Here is a 22,097-nt window from a genome sequence, read left to right as displayed (position 1 = left end):
CGCGGTCGAAAACAGCGATCCTGGAGTGATGGTGCACATCGTGATCATGGGGTGCGGGCGCGTGGGCTCCACCCTGGCGCACACCCTGGTGGACCTGGGGCACACCGTCGCGGTCATCGACCAGGATCCCGAGGCGTTCCGGCGCCTGCGCGGCGCTGTGGCCAAACACGCCGTCCGCGGCGTGGGCCACGACCGGGAGGCCCTGCTCGCCGCGGGCATCGAGCGCGCCTCCGCCTTCGCCGCCGTCAGCAACGGCGACAACTCCAACATCATCTCCGCCCGGGTGGCGCGCGAGACCTACGGCGTCGAGCACGTGGTGGCCCGCATCTACGACCCCCGCCGCGCCGAGGTCTACCAGCGGCTGGGCATCCCGACGGTGGGCACGGTGCGCTGGACGGCCGACACCATCCTGCGGCGCATGGTCCCCGGCGACCAGCGGCTCACCGCAGGGCCGGAGTGGCACGACGCCTCCGGAACGCTGGCGATGAACGAGGTCACGCTCCCCCTCGGCTGGGCCGGGCGGCGCGTGTCTGACCTGGAGTCGCGCGCACCGGTACGGGTGGTGTACGTGGCCCGGGGCGGCGGCATCCTGCTCGCCCGCTCCGACCTACCCCTGGAGGCGGGTGACATCCTGCACGTGGTCGCGCGCGGCCGGGACCTGGACGCGCTGCGCTCCGACGACGAGACGGGACACTGACATGCGGATCGCCATCGCGGGAGCGGGAAGCGTGGGCCGCTCCATCGCCACCGAACTCGCCGCGAGCGGGCACGACGTCCTGCTGATCGACCGCGACACGCGGGCGATCGACGTCGACGACCTGACGCAGGTGGAGTGGCTGCTCGCCGACGCCTGCGAGCTGGCCAGCCTGGAGGACGCCCGTCTGGGCGAGGCGGACGTGGTGATCGCCGCCAGCAGCGACGACAAGGTCAACCTGGTGGTGTCGCTGCTGGCCAAGACCGAGTTCGGGGTGGACCGGGTCATCGCCCGGATCAACGAGCCCGACAACGAGTGGCTGTTCAACGACTCCTGGGGGGTGGACCTGGCGGTCTCCCCGCCCCGGCTCATCGCCGACCTGGTCGAGGACGCGGGTGAGGACGGGTTCGCCGAGGAGGAGACGCCGCCGCTGCCCGGTGCGGAGATCGCCGAATCGGTGCTGCACGCCGGGAGCGCGTTCGTCGGCGGCCCCGAGAGCGCGCTCACCTCACGGCTGCCCGAGGGGGTGGCCCTAGTGGCCGTGGTCGGGTCCGGGGGCGTGCGCGCGCCCGGGTCGGGGCGGACCCTGTCGGTGGGCGACACCGTGGTGTTCCTCGCCGAACCCGGTGCTCTGGAGACGTTGGAGGGCCTGCTCGGCCCGGCGGACGACTCGGCCGGGGACGGCTGAGGCGCCCGGGCGGGGTCAGCCCCGGCCGTCTCCGCCGCCTCGTCCGGCCTCCCCGGCGGGCCCCTGGCGCAGCGGCGTGCGCCCACGCGCGAGCACCCACACCATGGCGGCGAGCCCGGCGACCTGGAGCGGCCAGCCCATACCGATCTTGGCCAGGCCGAGCAGGGCGAAGGTGTCGGCCATGTCGTAGTGGTCCATGAACCACAGGGGGTACTGCACGAGCACCCGGATCACGCAGGGCAGGACGAGCAGCCAGGTGAGCTTGGCGGCCAGTGAGACCACGGCCGGGTCGGACCGCCAGGAGGTGAGGTCCTCCTTGTCGCCGATGAACGGGCCGATCATGAGGCCGATGGCGGGCCAGCGCACCAGGATGGACAGGGTCAGTACGACGGCGTAGACGGCGTTGTAGATGATGCCGGGCAGGAAGGCGTCGGCGGCCTCGCCGCTGCGCATGGCGAACACCGCGGCGATACCGATCCCGAACAGGCTGGTGACGACGTACTGCACCGTGGAGCGCTGGACGAGGCGAACCGCCCCTAGGACCAGGGCCGCCACCACGCCCGCGGTGATCGCCACCCGCAGATCGGAGTAGGTGTCGCCGAAGAGGGTGAGTGCCCCGTCAATCCTGGACAGGACGATGTAGGAGAGGGTGAAGGCCAGGGTGGGCACGGCCGCCTCGACCATGCCGCGCTTGCCGCCCAGCACCTTGGCCAACTGGGAGCGCACGAGCGCCTCGACCGTGTCCTCGGTGACCTTGGGCCCGCCGTCGTCGGCACCCGCCGCCCGGGCGGCCTCCTCGGCGGCCCGCCGCTGCTCAGTCATCCCGCTCCCGGTCCGTGGTCGGTGCTCGTGCGTGCTCCGGCCGGCCCCGTCGGGGCCGGTCCCGTCCCCGCCAAGACTAGTGGACACGCCGCCAAGGGCACGGAAAGCGCACCGGCTCCGCACCCCCGCGACCCGCCCGGCGCGTGCCGTTTCGCGCTGGTTCGATACCTCTTGCCGTGTGTCCGGTGTCACGAACGCCACCGGCCGTCCGTAGTCTGTCGGCGACACCCGAGGAGGCCTTCCCGTGCACACCCCCGTCTGCCGCGACCACCTGGAGTTCGCCGCCGCCCTGGACCGGGCGCTGGCCCGGCCCGACGCCTCCCACGTGTGGTCGCCCCACTCGGTGGGCACCGTGCTCTGCCTGCTCGCCGCGGGCTCCTCCGGAGGCACACGCGACGAACTGGAGTCACTGCTGGGTGCGGACCCGCACGCCCTGCTCACCGCACTGGGCGGGGCGGCCGGGGCACAGGAGGGGCTGGACCTGTCCGCGTTCAACGGCCTCTACGTCCCCGACGACCTGGTGGTGCGTCCCGCGTTCACCGAACTGGTACGCGCACGCCCCGCCGCCGAGGTGCGCGGCTCCGACTTCCGCGGCGACCCCGAGGGCGTGCGCCGCGGGGTCAACGCCAGGGTCGCCGAGGCCACCCGCGGGCTCGTCCCCGAACTGCTCCCGCCCGGCAGCGTTGACCCGGACGTGCGCATGCTGCTGGCCAACGCCCTGTGGGCGAAGGTGGTGTGGGCGCACCCCTTCGAGGTGCGGGCCACGCGCGCTCGGCGCTTCCACGCCCCGGGCGGGGACCGGGCGGTCCCCACCATGCACCGCGAGGGGGATCTGACCTTCGCCCGCGCGCGGGGGTGGCGCATGGTGTCCCTGAGGGGCGAGCACGATCTGGCGCTGGACGTGCTGCTGGCGAAGGGCCGCGGCACCGTCCCCGACGCGGACACGCTGGAGGCCCTGTACCGCGCCCGGCGGCGCACCCCGGTACGCCTGGCGCTGCCGCGCTTCGCGGTGCGGACCGGGACCGGCCTGCTCGAACCCCTGGCACGGCTCGGGGTCCGCGCTCTGGCCACCGACGCCGCCCGTTTCGACGGGATCAGCGGGGAGCCGCTGAAGGTGGACGCGCTGCTGCACCAGGCCGTGCTGAGGGTGGACGAGAAGGGCGCGGAGGGGGCCGCCGCCACCGCCGCGGTCATGGTGATGCGCGCGGCGGCCCCGACCCGGCCCGTCGACTTCACCGTGGACCGCCCCTTCTCCTTCGCGCTGCGGCGCGGCGGGACGCTCCTCTTCCTAGGCCGGGTCGCCGACCCCGAGGACCCGGGTCCGGCCGGCGGCTGAGCGGACTCTCAGGTGTCGAAGACCTCGAACTCCGTGGCCAGCGCCGTCCCCGCCCGGCCGCCCGCCTCCCGGGCGGCGGTGGACAGGAACGCTCTCTGGTCGAACCCCTCCAGATTGGCCAGGTACACCTCGTGCCGGTCCAGGGAGGCGATCCCCGCAGCCAGGTCAGCCTCGGAGAGCTCCACGTAGTGCGTGGGCCGCGGCGAGGCGCCGAAGGCCGCGAAGCGCACACCGGACCAGGGGCGGAGCCCGCCGTCGAGCTGTTCGGTGAACACCCACCGGTTGGCGGCGTCGCGGACCGCGTCCAGCAGGGCGGGGCCGAGCACCCTGTGGTCGGCGTGGTTGAACGAGGTGCCGCCCGGGAAGGCCTCGCGGAAGTTGATGGAGACGATCACCTCGGGACGGTGGCGCCGGATCGCCTCGGCCAGCGCGCGCCTGAGCGGCAGGCCGTACTCCAGTGTCCCGTCGGGGAAGTCCAGGAACTCCACGTCCCGCGCCCCGACCTCGGCCGCCGAGGCGCGCTGCTCGGCCACGCGCAGGGGACCGCACTCGTGCGGGGCGATCGCGTCGATCCCCGCCTCGCCCCTGGTGGCCATGAGTTCGACCACGTCCTTGCCCTGGCCGGTCCAGCGGGCGATCGCCGAGGAGGCGCCGAACTCCAGGTCGTCGGGGTGGGCCACCACCGCCAGTGCGCGGTCCCAGTCCTCGGGGAGCGGCCGGGGGGCGTTGCTGTCCTTGGTCTGTGCCATGGCACCACTCTAGGGCGAACGGCGCCCCCGCGGCCGGAGAAGGGCTCAGGCCCCGTCGGAGCCGCCCGGTGCGCTGCCGTTGGGGGAGCTCCCTGCGTTGCCGCTCTGGGCCGCCTGCTGGGCCGCACGGGCCTGGGCGGCGGCCATCTGCTCCTGGAGCTGCTTGGGAACGGTGATCTGCAGCAGTTCGCCGGGGGGCGAGGGCTGATCGCCGCGGACCACCACGATGTCGGCGAAGAGGCGTTCGATCTCGCCCATCGCCTCGGGTCTGGCCGCCCCCTCGCCGCGGATCACCCCGCGCAACACCCAGCGCGGGCCGTCCACGCCGATGAACCGCACCCGCTGGGCGATCTGCTTGCCGTCCTCGGTCTTCTTGCCCTTGACGGGCACGACCGCCTGGAGTTCGGGGCCGAAGGTGCCGTCGTGCTCGTGGGAGTTGCCGCCCTGCTTGGCCACCTGTTCCCGCAGCTCCCGGCGCATGTCGTCCCACAGGCCCTCGCTCTTGGGCGCGGCGAAGGGCTGCACCTGGAGCGAACTCTTGCCCTTGACCATGGTCACGCCGATGATCGTCTGCTTGCCCCGGTCGTCGCGGGCGACGTTCACCTGGATCTGCAGGCCCTGCTCCATCGGCAGCCTGAGACTGCCCAGGTCCATCCGCTTGGCCTCCGAAGGCTCCTCGGAGACGTCCCAGGGGCCGGTGGCACGGTGCCGGTCCGACTCCTTGTCGGCCGGCGCGGACGACTTCTCGGGTTCGACGACATTGCCGAAGGAGACCTCCTCCCCGGTGGTGCTCCGGCGCGGAGCGTCCCTCGTCCCGGTCTCCTCGTCCTGCTTCTTACGGCGGCGTCCGAACACGCCCTCACCTCTCACGCTCTAGGTTGCTCCCGGGTCGCATCCGGGGTCTGGGGACTCCTCACCGCAGAGCGGCGTGCCCTCCGGTCGAACCGAAACCGCCGGTACCGCGTGCCGATTCCGGCAGGGAGTCCGCCTCCACGAACTCCGCCCGCTCCACGCGCTGGATCACCAACTGCGCGATGCGGTCCCCCCGTGACAGCCGCACGGGGGTCTCCCTGTCGGTGTTGACGAGTGTCACCCTGATCTCGCCGCGGTAGCCGGCGTCGACGGTGCCCGGCGCGTTGACGATCGTCAGACCGCAGCGGGCCGCCAGCCCCGACCTGGGGTGGACGAAGGCCGCGTACCCGTCGGGCAGGGCGATCGCCAGCCCGGTGGGGACTGTGCCGCGCTCCCCCGGGGCGAGTTCGACGTCGACGGCGGTGTACAGGTCGGCACCCGCGTCCGCCGGATGCGCGTACTCGGGCAGGGGAAGGCCGGGGTCCAGGCGGTGGACCGTGACGGCGATCGGACCATCGGCCAGGGATGAGGTACTCACAACCGCTGAGCTTATCGCCCCCGGTGAGTGCTGGCGGTTTCCGGCACCGCCGAACGCCGGCGGGGCGGGAGCGGCTCCTCGCCGCCCCGCCCCGCCGATCCCTGGTGTACCGATCCCCTACCCGACCGGGTCCGGGAGCGTCACACCGACGGTCAGTTCAGCCTCGTCGGTGGCCTCGAAGTCGATCCCGGCGGCCCGGCCCGCGGCGGCGATGTCGCCTGCGGCGGCACGGGCGGCCTCGACGCGCTTGCCGGAGACCCTGACGTGCTCGACCTCGGCCCGCATAGACAGCTTGGCCTCGGACTTGGCCTTGCGCACGGCGCGCAGGACCTCGGCCGTGGCCGCCAGGACGGCCGGGTCGCCGTCGGCGGCCGCGGCACGGTACTCGGCCGCCTCCGGCCAGGGCTGGGCATGCACGGAGCCCTCCCGCCACCAGCTCCAGACCTCCTCGGCCACGAAGGGCACGAAGGGGGCGAAGAGCCGGTGCAGGGCGCCCAGGGCGATGAGCAGGGCGGAGCGCGCCGAGGCGCCCCCTGCGGAGGAGGCGTCGTAGGCGCGGGCCTTGACCAGCTCCAGATAGTCGTCGCAGAAGTCCCAGAAGAAGCGTTCGGTGCGCTCCAGTGCCCGGGTGTGGTCGTAGGCGGCGAACGCGGCGGTCGCCTCCTCCACCACGTCGGCGAGGGCGGCCAGCATCGCCCGGTCCAGGGGCTCGGTGACCCGGGCCGGGTCGGTGGAGGCGTCCTCGCCCGCCACCGACATGACGAACTTGCCGGCGTTGAGGATCTTGATGGACAGGCGGCGGCCGACCTTCATCTGGCCCTCGTCCATCGCGGTGTCGGTGCCCAGGCGGCCGCTGGCCGCCCAGTACCGGACCGCGTCGGAGCCGTACTTCTCCAGCAGGGCGATGGGGGTGACGACGTTGCCCTTGGACTTGGACATCTTCTTGCGGTCCGGGTCCAGGATCCAGCCGGAGATGCCGGTGGTGCTCCAGGGCAGCGTGTCGTTCTCCAGGTGGGCGCGGACCACGGTGGAGAAGAGCCAGGTGCGGATGATGTCCTGGCCCTGGGGCCGGTAGTCCATGGGGAAGACGCGCTCGAACAGGTCGGGGTCGCGCTCCCAGCCCGAGGCGATCTGCGGGGTGAGGGAGGAGGTCGCCCAGGTGTCCATGACGTCGGGGTCCCCGATGAAGCCCCCGGCCTGGCCGCGGCGGTCCTCGGTGTAGCCCTCGGGCGCCTGCGAGCTGGGGTCGACCGGAAGCTGGTCCTCACCGGGCACGATCGGCTCGTCGTAGCGCGGATTGCCCTCGGAGTCCAGGGGATACCAGACCGGGAAGGGCACGCCGAAGAACCGCTGGCGGCTGATGAGCCAGTCCCCGGTGAGGCCGCTGACCCAGTTCTCGTACCGCGAGCGCATGTGCTCGGGGTGCCAGGCGAGCTGCCTGCCGCGCCCGAGGAGCGCCTCGCGCAACCGCGCGTCACGGCCGCCGTTGCGGATGTACCACTGGCGGGTGGTGACGATCTCCAGGGGCTTGTCGCCCTTCTCGTAGAACTTCACCGGGTGGGTGATCGGCGTGGGCTCGCCGACGAGGTCGCCGCTCTCCCGGAGCAGTTCGACGGTGCGCTCGCGCGCGGTGTGGACGGTGGCGCCCACGAGCCGTGCGTAGGCCTCGCGGCCCCGCTCGGAGTCCAGCCCCTTGGGCGCCTCGGCCATGATGCGGCCGTCCCAGCCGATGATCGGGCGGGTCTCCAACTGGAGCTCGCGCCACCAGGTGACATCGGTGATGTCGCCGAAGGTACAGATCATCGCGATACCGGACCCCTTCTCGGGGTCGGCGAGGCGGTGCGGCCGGACCGGGACCTGCACGCCGAAGACCGGGGTGCGCACGGTGGTGCCGAACAGGTCCTGGTAGCGCTCGTCGTCGGGGTGGGCGACCAGGGCCACGCAGGCCGCGAGCAGTTCGGGGCGCGTGGTCTCGATGTGGACGGGGGTACCGTCGGGCCGGTGGAAGGCCAGCCGGTGGTAGGCGCTGGGCCGCTCGCGGTCCTCCAGCTCGGCCTGGGCCACCGCGGTGCGGAAGGTGACGTCCCACAGGGTGGGCGCCTCGGCCATGTAGGCCTCGCCGCGGGCCAGGTTGCGCAGGAACGCGCGCTGGGCGGCGGCGCGGGAGTTGTCGTCGATGGTGGCGTAGGTGTGCCGCCAGTCCACGCTCAGCCCCAGCCGGCGCCAGATCGACTCGAAGACCTTCTCGTCCTCGACGGTCAGCTCGTCGCACAGCTCGATGAAGTTGCGGCGGGAGACGGGGACCTGCCGCTTGGGGTCGGGCTTGGCCGGCGGCCGGAAGTCCGGGTCGTAGGGGACCGACGGGTCGCAGCGCACGCCGTAGTAGTTCTGGACCCGGCGCTCGGTGGGCAGGCCGTTGTCGTCCCAGCCCATGGGGTAGAAGACGGCCTTGCCGTTCATGCGCTGGAAGCGGGCGACGGTGTCGGTGTGCGTGTAGGAGAACACGTGGCCGATGTGCAGCGAGCCCGAGACCGTGGGCGGCGGGGTGTCGATGGAGTAGACGTCCTCGCGGCTGCGGGTGCGGTCGAAGTGGTAGACGCCGGACTCATCCCATACGTCGACCCACTTCGCCTCGATACCGTCCAGCGAAGGCTTGTCGGGCATGCGGAAGGAATGAGAGCGGTTGGTCATGGCCCAATGGTAGTGCGCCGACGACCGTGATCGTTCCGGGTCCGGCGCGGTTTCCGTGAAGCGGACGCGCGCCGGTGCGGACGCGCGAACCCGGGCAGGCCATGACAGTATTCCAGGAAGGAACACGGCGGACGCACGCGCGCCGCCCCACTCGCGAACGGAAACGGTGAACGATTCATCATGGCCAAGAAGGACGGCGGTGACATCGCCCCGGCGCTTCTCGGATTCGTGGCGGGATTCGCCGCGGAGTACGTGACGCGCAAAGCCCTGACCTTCGCCTGGACCCGCGCCACCGGCGAGGAGCCTCCCACGGATCTGGAGTCCCCCGAGGTCGGCCTCGGCCACGCCCTGGGCTGGGCCGTGGTGGCCGGTGTCGGCGTGGAGGTGGCACGGGTCCTGGCCGTGCGCGCCGCGCGCAAGGGGATGAGCAGGCCCGCCGGAGGCGAACCCGGGGTCTGACACGGGGGGCGGGCCCGGAGGGCACAGCGCCGCCAGGCTCCGTCGACGGTGCCCGCTCACGCGGGCGACTGCCCCTGGCGGTGGCGGGGAACGGGCCCTGCCCACCGGGGCTCACCGGACGGGAGCGGTGCCCCCGCCCCGTCCGGTCAGGTGCACTCCTTGCAGATGAGCTGGTTGTCGCGCTGTTCGGCGAGCTGGCTACGGTGGTGCACCAGGAAACAGCGCCCGCAGGTGAACTCGTCGGACTGGCGCGGGAGCACGCGCACCGCCAGCTCCTCACCGGACAGGTCCGCGCCGGGCAGTTCCATGCCCTCGGCGGCCTCGTCGGGGTCGACGTCGATCGTGCCGGTGCCCTTGTCAGCGCCGCGCCGCGCCTGTAGCTCCTGCAGGCTGTCCTCGTTGATTTCCTCGTCCGTCTTGCGCGGGCTGTCGTAGTCGGTGGCCATCTCTGCTAACTCCATCCCCCTCGTTCAGTGCCTCGTCGCGCGGGTGTAACGCTTGAGAGACCTCGGTTGTGCCCGATCCGGCCGATGAGTTTCCCCGGTTTCTGCGGACCGTGTCCCCTCCCGGGCCACGATCCGCAGGTCGGCGACGCCTTCACGGGATCGTGACCGGAATCGGCCACACGCCGACAGCCGCTCCTCACGCCGATGTCCCCGCCTGCCGCCCGGCTCCGGGCACCTCGTAGACCTGGTGACCCTGCTTTTCCGCCCATCACGGGCGGACGCGGAACACTCCCCCTACGTCGGCAAGAAACAAGACATGCCCACGTCATGAGGGTTTCCCTCCGTGTCCACGCCCGGGGAAGCATACCCACCCGGAGTCAGCGCCCGTGACAGGGGTGGGCGTGTCTTCGGACACGTATAGATACCACGAAGCGCCGACGCGCGCAGCTCAGGGGACGCGTCAGCGGCGTTCGGCGCCCTGCCCCGGCGGAACGGGCAGGCAGACCGTGACGACGAGGCCGCCCCCGGCGCGCGGCCAGGCGGTCACCACGCCCTCGTGCGCGCGCACCACGGAGCGGACGATGGACAGCCCCAGGCCCGCGCTGCGCCCCGAACCCACGCGATCGCCCGAACCCCGGCGGAACGGTTCGAAGAGGCCCTCGATCTCGTAGGCGGGGATCACCTTGCCGGAGTTCTCCACCTGGACGGCGGGGCGGCCCTCGTACATACCGCTGCGGACGGTCACCTCTCCACCGTCGACGTTGTACTTCAGGGCGTTCTCCACCAGGTTGGCCACGAGCCGCTCCAACAGGACGGGGTCGCCCTCCACCACGGCCGGGCGCAGGTCCCGGCGCACGCGCAGACCGGATTCGGCCGACTCCCCCGACGACTGGCTGAGGACCGTCTCGGCGACCTCGCCGAGGTCGACCGCGGTGCGCGCCTCCAGTTCGCGATCGCTGCGTGCCAGGATCAGCAGCCCGTCGATCAGGCGTTCGTGGCGCGCGTTGGTCTCCAGAAGGGTCTGGCCGACGCTCTTGAGGTCGGCGGACACCTCGGGAGCGCTGAGCGCCACCTCCAGGAGCGTCCGGTTGATCGCCAGTGGCGTGCGCAGCTCGTGTGAGGCGTTGGCCACGAAGCGGCGCTGCCCGTCGAAGGCGCGGTCGAGCCGCTCCAGCATGCCGTCGAAGGTGTCGGCGAGTTCGCGGATCTCGTCGTCGGGACCGGAGAGGGCGATCCTCTCGTGCAGGGAGCGCTCGGAGAGCCGCCGGGCGATGCGGGTGATCTTCTGGAGCGGGGACAGGGCGCGGCCGGCCACCGCGTAGCCCAGGGCCACCGCGAGCAGGCCCACCAGGAACAGGGCGAGCAGGGAGAACCGGGTGACCTGGGTGAGGACCTCCTCGATGAGGTAGCCGTGCACCACCAGTTCCGAGGCGCTCTCCTCCGCCAGGAGGGCGTTGAGCAGCACCGCGACGATCAGATAGTTGACCAGGACCAGCACGGAGCCGGCCGCGAAGAACAGCATCCCGTAGATGAGGGTGAGCCGCGCCCGGATGCTGAGGTTGTCGCTGAAGCGGCGCATGTGCGCGGCCGCGGCCGAGGGCTGCGCCCCCTCCCCCGAGGGGGCGACGGCGGCGAGGCTGCGCCACGTGCTCGTGTCACCGGGCCGGGTGGGCTCCACGTGCCCCGGCTCGGGGACACCGTCCGGCCTCACAGCCGGTACCCCGCGCCGGGCACGGTCTGGACGACCGGGGGCTCCCCCAGTTTCTTGCGCAGCGTCATGACGGTGACCCGCACCACGTTGGTGAAGGGGTCGGCGTTCTCGTCCCAGGCCTTCTCCAGGAGGCCCTCGGCGCTGACCACCGTCCCCTGGGCGCGCATGAGGACCTGGAGGACGGCGAACTCCTTGGGGGTGAGCGACAGCTCGCGGCCGTCACGGTGCACCCGGTGGTTGGCCGGGTCCAGAGTGATGCCGTGGCGCTCCAGTACCGGGGGCAGCGGCGGGACCGCGCGGCGGCCCAGGGCGTGCACGCGGGCGACGAGTTCTGCGAAGGCGAAGGGTTTGGCCAGGTAGTCGTCGGCGCCCAGGGTCAGGCCCTCCACCTTGTCCTCGACGGCGTCGGAGGCGGTGAGCATGAGGATGCGTCCGGGGTGGCCGTCCCCGACCAGGGTGCGCGCGACGTCGTCGCCGTGCACGCCGGGCAGGTCGCGGTCGAGGATGATCACGTCGTAGTCGTTGACCGACACCTGCTCCAGGGCGGTGTCGCCGTCGTAGGCCACGTCGACCGCCATCGACTCACGCCGGAGCCCGACCGCGACGGTGTCGGCAAGAACCCGTTCGTCTTCGACCACGAGTACGCGCACGTTGTCCTTCTCGACCTGGAGTACCTGGAAACCGTACTGAGAAAAAGGGCCGCTGCCGGCGCATCCCCCAACACACCGGCAGCGGCGTTCTTGTGTCCCGGCCGCGTCATCCGTTCTCCCACACACAGGGTAAGGGGGCGGTAAACCCGCCGCGGCCTTGCGGCCGCCCCACCCCGTGCGGAGCACGGGCGCTGGACCGGGAGTGTCGCCAGCGACGACGCGCGGGGAGTCGCCGCCGACGAATCCCCCAACCGTCGGCGGCGACCCAACCCCGCACATCTCAAATGTGACACATCAAGGATAAGAAACAAGTAAGCACAGGGGACGCCAAGCGGATATGACCTAGGACACCACCCGCCACCCCCGCCGAAAGACGGGACCCGGACCCATGTTTGACCGCGACTCCGATGCGGTAGGACTCATCGGGCGTGCACGCACACCGGTGAGATCCGGACCGTGACACGCGGGCGCCCCGCACGGGCGCGACCTCCGCGCGCTGACGTCTTCACGCCGGTGTGCCCGTACACACCGGCCCCTACCCCTAGAAAGAGGTGTCATGGGCGAGTTCCTCGCAGAGATCAAGGGCCGGATCAACGAGACCCACCGGTCGCTCCGCTCGGCTCAGGCCGCCGGGGACGAATTCCTCGCCGAGACGCACGCCTCGGAACTTGAGGACCTGCACCGCATCGCCGCCCGCAACGGCATCGATACCCGCTGCTAGAAACGGCGGTCGAGCCGGGACCGCTCTGATCCCCCACAGGGGACGGGGACGGTCGCAGCCCGCGGGGAGGGGAAGGGCGACAGCCCGCCCCTCCCCGCTCGCGGTCGGTCCTCAGCCGTCGGTGTCGGCGGCCAGGGGCGCCAGCAGCGCGTCGAGGTCCTCGTACAGCTCCGGCCGGGCCGCGATCACCAGATCGGTGGAGGGCGGGCCGCCGTGCGGGCCCCCGACCCGGATCCCCGCCTCGGTGGCGACCAGCCCCGGCGCGGCCCAGTCCCAGAGGTTCAGCCCGCGTTCGTAGTAGGCGTTGTAGCGCCCCACGGCCAGGCCGGTGAGGTCCACGGCGGCCGACCCGTCCCTGCGGATGTCGCGGACCCGTGGCAGCACGTCGAGCAGCACCCTGGCCTGGTGCTCCCGGCGCTGCGCGGAGTACCCGAAACCGGTGGCGACCAGGGCGCGCTCCAAGGGCACGGCGGCCGGGGCCCGCAGCGGCTCGCGGTTGCGGTAGGAGCCTCCGCCCAGCACCGCCTCGAACATCTCGCCCCGGACCGGGACGGCCACCGCCGCGGCCACGACCCGCCCGCCGACCTCCGCCGCGATCGCCACCGCCCAGTCCGGCAGGCCGTACAGGTAGTTGACCGTGCCGTCGATCGGATCGACGATCCATCGGACCCCGCTGGTGCCGGGGACACCGCCGCCCTCCTCGCCGAGGATCGCGTCGTCGGGCCGCTCCTGGAGCAGGCGGGTGCGGATGAGCTCCTCAGCGGCTCTGTCCATCTTGGTGACGACGTCGGTGGGGCTGGACTTGGTGTCCAGGACGGTGATGCCCGCCTGCCCCTCGGCCGCGAGCTCACCCGCCTCCGCGGCCACGCTCACGGCGAGGTCGCGCAGGGACTCGGGATCGGGCGTGTGGTGGGTGTTGTTCAACTGTTCGGTCTCCCGTCGAAGGTGATGGGGAGCGAAGAGGCTATCGTCCTCCGCCCGGTCACGTGATCAGCTCTGGCCGCAGCAGTTCCCGGCGCCCTCGGCGCATGCGGGAAGGCCGCCCAGGCGCACCGGCTCCGCCCCGTCGGTGTACTCGCGCACCAGTTCCGTCACCATCGAGACGAAGCGGGGGTGTGTGCCGGGGCTGAGAGCGCGCTCGTATCCGAGGCCGAGCTTGCCGGCGGTCTCGCGGGCCTCCACGTCCAGGTCGAACTTGACCTCCATGTGGTCGGAGACGAACCCGTGGGGAACGACGACGACGGCGGGCACGCCCTCCCCGGCCAGCTCCTCGATGCGGTCGTTGACGTCGGGCTCCAGCCAGGGCTGGCTGGGCGGCCCGCTGCGGCTCTGGTAGACGACCTCGTACGGGTACTCGCCGCCGAGGCGCTCGGCCACCAGCCGCGCCACCTCGGCGAGCTGCGCCCCGTAGGCCCCCGACGGGCCGAACCCCTGGCAGGGCCCGCCGCTTGCCCTGGCCATGGCGGTGGGGACGGAGTGCGCGGAGAAGAGCAGCCGGGCGCCTCCGCGCCGGTCCTCGGGCAGTGCGTCCAAGGCGGCGCGGGTGTGCTCGACGAGGGGCTCGACGAACCCCGGGTGGTCGTAGAAGGGGCGGATCAGCTCCACCTCGGGTGCGTCCCCGCCCAGGGCGGCGCGCGCCCGGTCGACGTCCTCGCGGTAGGCCGTCCTGCTGGACCAGTTGCAGTAGGCGGAGGTGGGCAGCGCCAGCACCCTGCGCACCCCGTCGTCGCGCATCCGGGCGAGGGTGTCGGCGAGCATCGGCCGCCAGAAGCGGTTCCCCCAGTACACGGGCAGGTCCACGCCGGAGGTGGCGAAGTCGGCGGTGACGGCGGCGACCAGGTCGCGGCACTGCTGGTTGATCGGGCTCACGCCCTGGAACAGGAAGTAGTGCTCACCGACCTCCGCCAGCCGCTCGCGGGGGATGTTGCGTCCGCGGGTGACGTTCTCCAGGAACGGGATGACCTCGTCCTCGCCCTCGGGGCCACCGAAGGAGATCAGCAGAAAAGCATCGTAGGGCCTCATGGGGTTCATGAAACCAGTTCTCCGAGGGCTTTTCGCGCAGCCCCGGTCCGGCAGCACGCGCTCACCGCCCCTCTGGCCCCGCGGGCGGGCGGTGGGTAGTGTCGCCTGCCATGACAGGCGTGTTGTGGCGTACATGGGCGGACACCCACCGGGCCCGCCCCCGGAGGACGGCGGCCCCGACCGGAACGGCGGAGGTGGCCGCGTCCGTGCGCGCCGCGGCCGAGGAGGGCATGCGCGTGCGGATGGTGGGGTCGGGGCACTCCTTCACCGACGTCGCCGTGACCGACGGGCTCATGCTCTCCCCCTCCGCTCTCACCGCCCTGCGATCGGTCGATCCCGGCGCGGGAACCGTCACGGTCGAGGCGGGGCTGCCCCTGTGCGACCTCAACGACCGCCTGGCCGAGCGGGGACTGGCGCTGGCGAACATGGGCGACATCGCCGTGCAGACGGTTGCCGGCGCGGTGCAGACCGGCACGCACGGGACCGGGCGCGACTCGGGCGGCCTGGCGGGCCAGGTGGTGGGGATGGAGCTGGTCCTGGCCGACGGGTCGGTGGTGGAGTGCTCGGCCGAGCGGGAGCCCGAGCTCTTCCAGTCGGCGCGGGTGGGGATGGGCGCGTTCGGGGTCGTCACCGCCCTGACCATGGCGGTGCGCCCGGCGTTCCTGCTGCACGCGCGCGAGGAGCCGATGCCGCTGGAGGAGGTCCTGGAGCGACTGCCGCAACTGCGTGCGGACAACGCGCACTTCGAGTTCTACTGGTTCCCGCACACCGGAAACACCAACACCAAGCGCAACAACATCAGCGACGGGCCGGCCCGCCCGCTGTCCGCCTTCCGGGCCTGGCTGGACGACGACTTCCTGTCCAACAGGGTCTTCGAGTACACGAACCGGCTGTGCCGCCGCCTGCCCTCCCTGGTACCGGCGGTGAACCAGGTGAGTTCGCGCGCCCTGTCATCCCGCACCTACACCGACGTATCCCACGCGGTGTTCACCTCGGTGCGCGACGTGCGCTTCGTGGAGATGGAGTACGCGATCCCGGCCGAGCACCTGGCGGACGTGCTGCGCGAGGCACGGTCGATCGTGGACCGCGGCGGGCACCGGGTGAGCTTTCCCGTGGAGGTGCGTTTCGCGCCGGCCGACGACGTGTGGCTGTCCACCGCCTACGGCAGGGACACCGCCTACGTGGCCGTGCACATGTACCAGGGCATGCCCTACGAGGCCTACTTCGCCGACCTGGAGGCGGTGTTCGCCTCCGTGGGCGGTCGTCCGCACTGGGGCAAGCTCCACACGCGCGACCGAGCCTACCTGGAGGGGGTGTACCCGCGTCTGGGGGAGGCCCTGGAGGTGCGCGAGCGCGTGGATCCGGGCCGCCGGTTCGGCAACGCCTACCTGGACCGCGTTCTGGGCTGACGGCGGACCGGCCCTCCGGCGGCGACCGGGGGCCGGTGCAGGGTGACCACCCCTCATCCGTGGTGGAACGTCGCGAATCCATCGCTTGCCCGACCCTGGGGTAATTCGGGCTCCGCGGGATACCATCGCGGCGGAGCCCACACGCGGAAGCGACGCTATTGCACCGCTACCGCTCCCGGTCGCCGTAGTGTCCACATGCCAAGATTGGCACTGGAGACGACCGTGGGCCCCGGGCCCGCACCCCGGGGCGCGGCTTTCGGCCGCGGTAGAGCCCGCGGCCGGGAGGCGGGCACACAGTTCGGACATGCCGGGCGCGGTACTGGCCGAGCGGTTGTCGGCCGACCAGACTTGGAGAACGCGAGGGTTGGCCGCAGGGTCCCGGCCTTCGTCGGGACGCGAAAGGGAGGGCGATGCACGAGCTTCGCCTCGTGGCCGTGAGTGAGGACAGCACCTACCTGGTGCTCGCCAGCACGGGCCGTGGAACCCGTTTCATGCTGCCCGTCGACGACCGCCTTCGCGCCGCCGTACGCGGCCAGTTCTCCCGGCTCGGCCAGTACGAGATCGAAGTGGAGAATCCGTTGCGTCCCAAGGAAATCCAGGCCCGTATCCGGTCCGGCGAGACCGCCGAGGGCATCTCCGAGATCTCCGGGATCCCCATCGAACGGGTGCGCTGGTTCGAGGGCCCCGTCCTCCAGGAGCGCGAGTACATCGCCCAGCAGGCCCAGAACGCCACCGTCCGCGCACAGGGCGACGCCGTCCCCGGGGCGACCCTGGAGGAACTGGTAGCCAAGCGGATCGGCGGCCACCAACTGGAGAGCGGCGACGCCTCGTGGGACTCCTGGAAGCGTGAGGACCGGACCTGGCAGGTCAGACTCGCCTTCGTCCACAGCGGCGAGGAGCGCGTCGCCCACTGGCTCTACGAGCCCAGGCACAACAGCGTCACCCCCTCCGACGAGGAGGCGGCCCGGTTCTCCGCGCCCGCCTCCCCACCGCCGCCGGTGACCCTCCCCGAGGCCACGGTGACCCCTCTCCCCCCGCGTCGGCCCGAGGCACCGGTCGAGCGGCCGTACGCGGACTACCCGACGGGCCCCGAACGGCCGGTCGGCCCCGCCGCTCCCCGGAACCCGCCCCCGGCCACGCCCCTGGACGAGCCGCTGCGGCCGCTGAGCGCCAGGCGCTCCGACCCCGCCCCCGCCGTCCCCCCCGTGCCCGAGGAGCGGCCCCCGTCCCGGCCCCGCGCGCCCCGGGAGGCGGAGCACTCCGAACCCGCCGCGACCACGGCCCCGGAGAGTGAGGGAGCGGCGCGCAGGCCGCCCGAGGACACCGCCCCCGCCGCGGCACCGCGGCGCCCCGGACCCGAGACCGCTCCCCCGCCCGCCGAGCCGCCGGCACCGGCCCGCCCCGCGCGCCGCCGCCGGGTCGGTATCGACCTCGGCGACACCGGCATGGGCCACCGCGAGGTGCCCGAGCCGCCCCGCCCCGCCGCCGCCCCCGGTGGCGCCGCCGAGCGCACCGCGCCCAAGCGCAAGGGCCGGGGGCGGCGGGCCTCCGTCCCGTCCTGGGACGAGATCATGTTCGGTGCCAAGAAGGACGACTAGGCCGTGTTTTTTGAACCTCCGCCCGCCCGTCACCCGCCACCACCCTCAACGGACACCTGACGGCGCAGCCCTTTTCCGAATTCGTGCTCGGGCGCCCGGAGAACGGGAACCTTCGGCGCCTGCGGCGTGCCTTCGCGCCCTCGCAGGCTCGGACGGCGCTCCGGGCGCGGAGAACCGGCCTCTTCGTCGTCGCTACCTTCTTGCTCGTCCCCCGCCGCGGCGGAGACTCCTCCCGCAGAGACCGGTACGCCCCTCGCCACTCGTTCCCCGCGAACCCGCCTCCGGCACCTCCGCCAGCCCCGTGGGCGCCCGAGCCGACCCCCTGCGATGCGGCAACGCGTTCGAAAACAGCTCCTAGAGCCCTTCCCCTCCGGCACGGCCCCGCCCTCGCACCGAGAGCGGGGCCGCCGCCGTTGGGCCTCACACAGGAGGCCACCGTTGGGAAAAATGTCAGCGTTCTGTCGGTTCGACCAGGCACACTGGTGGACGAACACGCAGAACGGGGACCAACGGGAGAGACATGACGGACGCCATCCGCGCGGAGGGCCTAGTCAAGGAGTTCAAGGGCAAACGCGCCCTGGACGGGGTGGACCTGAGGGCCAGGAAGGGCGCGGTGCTGGGCGTCCTGGGCCCCAACGGGTCGGGGAAGACCACGACGGTGCGCATTCTCGCCACCCTGCTGCGCCCAGACGCCGGGCACGCCGAGGTCGGCGGCTTCGACGTCGTGAAGCGGCCGCACGAGGTGCGTCGGCTCATCGGCCTCACCGGCCAGTACGCGGCGGTCGACGCCGAACTGTCGGGCACCGACAACATGATGCTCATCGCCCGTCTGCTCGGCTACGGCCGGTCCGAGGCGCGGGCGCGCACCGCACAGCTCCTGGAGCGCTTCGAACTCAGCGACGCCGCCGGGCGCGCCGCCAAGACCTACTCGGGCGGTATGCGCCGACGGCTGGACCTGGCGGCGAGCCTGGTCGGACGCCCCTCGCTGCTGTACCTGGACGAGCCCACCACCGGCTTGGACCCGCACAGCCGCAACGGCCTGTGGGACGTGGTGCGCGGGCTGGCGCAGGACGGAGTGACCGTCCTGCTCACCACCCAGTACCTGGAGGAGGCCGACCAACTGGCCGACGACCTCATGGTGCTCGACCACGGGCGCGTGATCAGCACGGGCACCCCCGAGGAGCTCAAGGACCGCGCCGGTGAGCAGGTGCTGGAGGTGCGCACCACCGATCCGGAGGACCTGCCGTTGGCGGCCAAGGCCATCGAGGCGGCCACCGGGGTGCCCGCGAGCTCCGACGGGCTGATCGCCAGCGCTCCGGCCACCGACACGGGTGTGCTGCCCGAGGTCGTGCGGCGCCTGGACGAGCAGGGCGTGGCCGTCGCCGAACTGTCGCTGCGCCGCCCCAGCCTGGACGAGGTGTTCCTCGCGCTGACCGGACACACCGCCGAGGACCAGGGCACGGACGAGGCCGTGCGCGAAGGGAGCCGAGCATGAGCGCCGTCACCACCCCCGCCCCGTCCGGGGCCCCTGCGGCCTCCCCCGCCGCCGCGGGGCGGAGCACACCGCTGGCGGGAACGCTACACGGCCTGCACCTGGCCAAGCGCAGCCTCCTCAAACTCAAGGCCAACCCCGGCGAGGTGGTCGGGCTCGTCATGCAGCCGGCCATGTTCGTCACCCTGTTCGTGTTCGTCTTCGGGCAGGCGATGATGGGAGACTGGCAGGCCTACCGGGACTTCCTCATGCCCGGCATCATCGCCCAGTCGGTCATCTTCGCCACCCTCGGCACGGGGTTCTCCCTCAGCCAGGACGTGGAGCGGGGCATCTTCGACCGGTTCCGGTCCCTGCCCATCGCCCGTTCGGCCCCGCTGACCGGCGCCATCCTGGGCGACCTGGTCCGCTACACGATCACCGTCACCATGGTGCTGCTGGTGGGCCTGGTCATCGGATTCCGGCCGGAGGGCGGACTGTTCGGAACCGCGGCCGCGGCCGCGCTGGCGCTGCTGTTCGCCTTCGCCCTGTGCTGGATGTCGGCGTTCGTGGGCATGCTGGCGCGCACGCCGATGACGGTCCAGGCCTTCGGCATGGTCCTGATGTTCCCGCTCACCTTCGGCAGTTCGGCGTTCGTCGACCCCGACGACATGCCGGGCTGGCTGCAGGCGGTGGCCTCCCACAACCCGGTCAGCCACGTCGTGGACGCGATGCGCGCCCTGATGCTGGGCACGGGGGAGGCCGCCGCCCCCGTCGCGTGGACCCTGGTGTGGACGGCGGTCTTCATCGCGGTCTTCGCTCCGCTGGCCGTGTGGTCCTACCTGCGCCGCGTGTGAGCGGCCCCGGGAGCGGGCGGCGGATCGCCGCGACCCGCCGCCCGCTCCCGGGGAACGGCTGGGGAGTTCGCCTCCGGTCGCAGTAGGGTTCGCACTGGGACGTGCGCCGGGGTTCCATCCGGCCGCGCTCCCGTGCCCACAGCGAATTGCGCCTCTTCGGCCCAAAAGCCCAGCAGGAGTCCCATTGTCGTCGGCCCTCAGTCCCTCATGGATCACCGGTGCGCGGAACACGCCCCGTCGGTTCCCCGTCCGCGGGGTGGGAGCGGCGGCCGCAGGGCTCTGTCTGGCCCTGAGCACCGGGTGCGGTGTGTTCTCCCCCAGCCAGAACGGCGACATGCGCACCGACATCAACGTCACCAGCCCCCTGATGCAGCAAGGCGAGCCGCTCCCGGAGGCCTACGTGTGCGAGGGGGACCCCGAGAGCGACACCGACGGGGCCGTCTCCCCCCCGCTGCGCTGGTCGGGCCTGCCCGACGGGGTGGGCTCCATCGCGGTGGTCGTGGACGACCCCCAGGAGGCCGAGGTGTTCTGGATCGTCTTCGATCTGGACCCCCAACTGGTCGAACTGCGCCAGAACACCGTCCCGGCGGACGCCAAACAGGCGGAGAACAGCGCCGGCGAGGCCCGGTACGGCGCCCCGTGTCCGACCGACGAGGACATCCACGAGTACAGGTTCACCGTCTACGCCCTGGAGGACACCCTGGACCTGCCCGACGGCGCGGAACTGAGCAGGACACTGGACGCGATCGCCGAGCAGGCCGTCGCCAGGGGTTCCCTGGTCGCCACCAGCGGCTGACGCGGGGGCGGGCCGCTCAGCGGGGCGGCCAACGCCTCGGTGCCTCACCTCTCACGGAAGAAGGGGCGGTCCACCTCTGCACACGGCGCGCGACAAGGCATACAGTGGGGATGTGCCCCTCGTCTCGTTTTCAGATGACCGATACCCGTTCGCTCGCTGCTCGGTACCCGCCCCCGGGACCGCGCCGGAGCCCCGGCACCGCTGCTCTCCGGCCTGTTCCCACCAGGCCGACCACCGGTGCGCTCCGGGCGTGGCCGACCTCTCCTAGGTAGTGCGACATGACCGTCACCGTCATCATCATCGCCATCGTCGTCGTTGTGGCCGTGCTTCTGCTCCTCCTGGTGGGCATGCGCTTCCTGGGTGCGGGCCCGGGCGGGGACGACCGTGCCCACGAGGATGCCGCCGACGGGGGCGGCCCGGAACACGATGAGGCCCCCCGATCGCGCGGACGCCCCCGGCAGGAGGTGAGGCAGAAGGCGGAGCGCCGCCCCAAGCTCAAACGCAGGCGCGAGGTCGATGTCGACTGGGGCGACGACGACGGCATGTCCGACAACGACTTCTGGTCTAGCCTGAGCGGGGACGAGGGCTACGACCGCCGGGACACCGCCCCGCACTCCTTCGAGGACGACTACGACGACGAGTACGCCGACGACGGCTACGAGGACGACTACGACAGCCCCGAACCGGACCGCTCCGTGCGCGCCGACGAGGACGCCGCTGCCCCCGTGGCGGACGGGGCCGACGACCTCGCCATGCTGGCCAGCCTGGGCACCGCGCACCAGGATCCCCCGGCCGACCCCGCTCCCCCGCTGCCCGAGCCGGTGGACGCCGCCGGGGACGACGACCCGCTCGGGGGCGACTCCTGGCGCGGGGCGCGTTCCGTTCCCGCACCCGCGGCCCCCAGCGACCCTCTGGGCGCACCGGCGGCGGCCGACGCCCCGCTCGGCCGCGCGTTCGAGAACGACCCGGGTTACGGAGCCACCGCGGAACGCTGGTCCGACCCGCTCTCCCCGGACTTTCGCACTCCGTCCCCCTCCGAGCGCCCGGACACCGGTTCACCGATCTGGTCGAGCCTGGGTACGGATTCCCAGCAGCGCCGGAGCACGCCGGTCGACGACACCGTGGGCGGCCTTCCCCGCCGACACGACACGGGCCCGCAGCCGCTCCACGGCGCGGGGGACCGCACACCGCCCTCGCCCTACGACACCGGCGACCACACACGCTCCGCCTACAGCGCCTCCGCCGACTCCTTCTTCGCCCCCGCGGAACGGGCACGCCCCTACGAGACCGGCGACCACACACGCTCCGCCTACGGCACCCCGGCGGGGCCCGGCTACGGCATCACCGACCAGGCCCCGACCACGCCGCCCTGGGGCACACCGCACGGCATCCCCGACAGCACCAGCACACCCACCTACCCCTTCGGCAGCGGCAGCCAGGCGGGCCCACCGCCCAGCGGGCCCCCCTCCGGACCACAGCAGTACCACCCCTACCCCGCCGAGGACCGCACACCGCCCTCGCCCTACGACACCGGCGACCACACACGCTCCGCCTACGGCACCCCGGCGGGGCCCGGCTACGGCATCACCG

Annotated in this window: 21 protein-coding genes; 11 read left to right on the top strand and 10 right to left on the bottom strand. The window is 72.4% G+C overall.

The window, feature by feature from the left end; genetic code table 11:
• Positions 1–31: 31 nt before the first annotated feature.
• On the top strand, positions 32–697 hold the full coding sequence (locus ACFHWE_RS15370; RefSeq protein ID WP_416602359.1) for a potassium channel family protein: 666 nt from the start codon (positions 32–34) through the stop codon (positions 695–697).
• Position 698: 1 nt separating this feature from the next.
• Positions 699–1,382: a potassium channel family protein gene (locus tag ACFHWE_RS15365; RefSeq protein ID WP_416602321.1), complete on the top strand. Its 684-nt coding sequence runs from the start codon at positions 699–701 to the stop codon at positions 1,380–1,382.
• A 15-nt stretch (positions 1,383–1,397) separates the two neighbouring features.
• On the opposite strand, the gene ACFHWE_RS15360 is transcribed toward ACFHWE_RS15365, so the two are convergent.
• Positions 1,398–2,204 carry a DUF3159 domain-containing protein gene (locus ACFHWE_RS15360; RefSeq protein WP_416602320.1) on the bottom strand — a complete coding sequence of 269 codons (807 nt, stop codon included), beginning with the start codon at positions 2,202–2,204 and terminating at the stop codon, positions 1,398–1,400.
• 244 nt (positions 2,205–2,448) lie between these two features.
• Between ACFHWE_RS15360 and ACFHWE_RS15355 the strand changes: the two genes are divergently transcribed.
• Positions 2,449–3,540, top strand: coding sequence for a serpin family protein (locus ACFHWE_RS15355; RefSeq protein WP_416602319.1), 1,092 nt, complete (start codon positions 2,449–2,451; stop codon positions 3,538–3,540).
• Positions 3,541–3,548: 8 nt separating this feature from the next.
• Here the strand turns inward: ACFHWE_RS15355 and ACFHWE_RS15350 are convergent, their stop codons facing one another.
• From ACFHWE_RS15350 to valS, 4 genes are all read right to left on the bottom strand, one after another.
• The gene (locus tag ACFHWE_RS15350; RefSeq protein WP_416602318.1) at positions 3,549–4,289 is read right to left on the bottom strand and encodes a PIG-L deacetylase family protein; all 741 of its coding nucleotides are present in this window, start codon (positions 4,287–4,289) and stop codon (positions 3,549–3,551) included.
• Between the two features lie 45 nt (positions 4,290–4,334).
• Complete coding sequence (locus ACFHWE_RS15345) at positions 4,335–5,144, bottom strand: DUF3710 domain-containing protein (RefSeq protein ID WP_416602317.1); 810 nt, start codon at positions 5,142–5,144, stop codon at positions 4,335–4,337.
• 58 nt (positions 5,145–5,202) lie between these two features.
• Positions 5,203–5,679: a dUTP diphosphatase gene (gene dut, locus ACFHWE_RS15340; RefSeq protein WP_416602316.1), complete on the bottom strand. Its 477-nt coding sequence runs from the start codon at positions 5,677–5,679 to the stop codon at positions 5,203–5,205.
• 117 nt (positions 5,680–5,796) lie between these two features.
• On the bottom strand, positions 5,797–8,370 hold the full coding sequence (valS, locus tag ACFHWE_RS15335; protein ID WP_416602315.1) for a valine--tRNA ligase: 2,574 nt from the start codon (positions 8,368–8,370) through the stop codon (positions 5,797–5,799).
• 180 nt (positions 8,371–8,550) lie between these two features.
• Here valS and ACFHWE_RS15330 point away from each other — a divergent pair, with 180 nt between their 5' ends.
• Entirely contained in the window at positions 8,551–8,829 is a 279-nt protein-coding gene (locus ACFHWE_RS15330; protein ID WP_416602314.1) for a DUF4235 domain-containing protein, read from the top strand.
• Between the two features lie 146 nt (positions 8,830–8,975).
• On the opposite strand, the gene ACFHWE_RS15325 is transcribed toward ACFHWE_RS15330, so the two are convergent.
• From ACFHWE_RS15325 to ACFHWE_RS15315, 3 genes are all read right to left on the bottom strand, one after another.
• On the bottom strand, positions 8,976–9,275 hold the full coding sequence (locus ACFHWE_RS15325; RefSeq protein ID WP_028649319.1) for a DUF4193 domain-containing protein: 300 nt from the start codon (positions 9,273–9,275) through the stop codon (positions 8,976–8,978).
• A gap of 460 nt (positions 9,276–9,735) precedes the next feature.
• Positions 9,736–10,986: a sensor histidine kinase gene (locus tag ACFHWE_RS15320; protein ID WP_416602313.1), complete on the bottom strand. Its 1,251-nt coding sequence runs from the start codon at positions 10,984–10,986 to the stop codon at positions 9,736–9,738.
• The gene (locus ACFHWE_RS15315; RefSeq protein WP_416602312.1) at positions 10,983–11,636 is read right to left on the bottom strand and encodes a response regulator transcription factor; all 654 of its coding nucleotides are present in this window, start codon (positions 11,634–11,636) and stop codon (positions 10,983–10,985) included. The genes ACFHWE_RS15320 and ACFHWE_RS15315 overlap by 4 nt, the downstream gene beginning before the upstream one ends.
• A 556-nt stretch (positions 11,637–12,192) precedes the next feature.
• Here ACFHWE_RS15315 and ACFHWE_RS15310 point away from each other — a divergent pair.
• Complete coding sequence (locus ACFHWE_RS15310; RefSeq protein WP_416602311.1) at positions 12,193–12,357, top strand: hypothetical protein; 165 nt, start codon at positions 12,193–12,195, stop codon at positions 12,355–12,357.
• Positions 12,358–12,468: 111 nt separating this feature from the next.
• On the opposite strand, the gene ACFHWE_RS15305 is transcribed toward ACFHWE_RS15310, so the two are convergent.
• Positions 12,469–13,281 carry an inositol monophosphatase family protein gene (locus ACFHWE_RS15305; RefSeq protein ID WP_416602310.1) on the bottom strand — a complete coding sequence of 271 codons (813 nt, stop codon included), beginning with the start codon at positions 13,279–13,281 and terminating at the stop codon, positions 12,469–12,471.
• 66 nt (positions 13,282–13,347) lie between these two features.
• Positions 13,348–14,379 carry a ferrochelatase gene (locus tag ACFHWE_RS15300; RefSeq protein ID WP_416602309.1) on the bottom strand — a complete coding sequence of 344 codons (1,032 nt, stop codon included), beginning with the start codon at positions 14,377–14,379 and terminating at the stop codon, positions 13,348–13,350.
• A 110-nt stretch (positions 14,380–14,489) separates the two neighbouring features.
• Here ACFHWE_RS15300 and ACFHWE_RS15295 point away from each other — a divergent pair, with 110 nt between their 5' ends.
• The 6 genes from ACFHWE_RS15295 to ACFHWE_RS15270 all read left to right on the top strand — a co-directional run.
• Complete coding sequence (locus tag ACFHWE_RS15295) at positions 14,490–15,788, top strand: D-arabinono-1,4-lactone oxidase (RefSeq protein ID WP_416602308.1); 1,299 nt, start codon at positions 14,490–14,492, stop codon at positions 15,786–15,788.
• 410 nt (positions 15,789–16,198) lie between these two features.
• Positions 16,199–17,386 (top strand): septation protein SepH, encoded by a 1,188-nt coding sequence (sepH, locus tag ACFHWE_RS15290; protein ID WP_416602307.1) that lies wholly within the window; start codon positions 16,199–16,201, stop codon positions 17,384–17,386.
• 520 nt (positions 17,387–17,906) lie between these two features.
• Entirely contained in the window at positions 17,907–18,881 is a 975-nt protein-coding gene (locus ACFHWE_RS15285) for an ATP-binding cassette domain-containing protein (protein WP_416602306.1), read from the top strand.
• Positions 18,878–19,711 carry an ABC transporter permease gene (locus ACFHWE_RS15280; protein WP_416602305.1) on the top strand — a complete coding sequence of 278 codons (834 nt, stop codon included), beginning with the start codon at positions 18,878–18,880 and terminating at the stop codon, positions 19,709–19,711. The genes ACFHWE_RS15285 and ACFHWE_RS15280 overlap by 4 nt, the downstream gene beginning before the upstream one ends.
• A gap of 307 nt (positions 19,712–20,018) precedes the next feature.
• On the top strand, positions 20,019–20,507 hold the full coding sequence (locus tag ACFHWE_RS15275; protein ID WP_416602304.1) for a YbhB/YbcL family Raf kinase inhibitor-like protein: 489 nt from the start codon (positions 20,019–20,021) through the stop codon (positions 20,505–20,507).
• Between the two features lie 278 nt (positions 20,508–20,785).
• Positions 20,786–22,097, top strand: a 1,312-nt coding sequence (locus ACFHWE_RS15270) for a hypothetical protein (protein WP_416602303.1), incomplete at its 3' end; no start/stop codon positions are given.

The organism is Nocardiopsis sp. LOL_012, assembly GCF_048060475.1.
Classification (GTDB): Bacteria; Actinomycetota; Actinomycetes; order Streptosporangiales; family Streptosporangiaceae; genus Nocardiopsis.
This window is presented reverse-complemented; position numbering and strand designations above follow the sequence as displayed.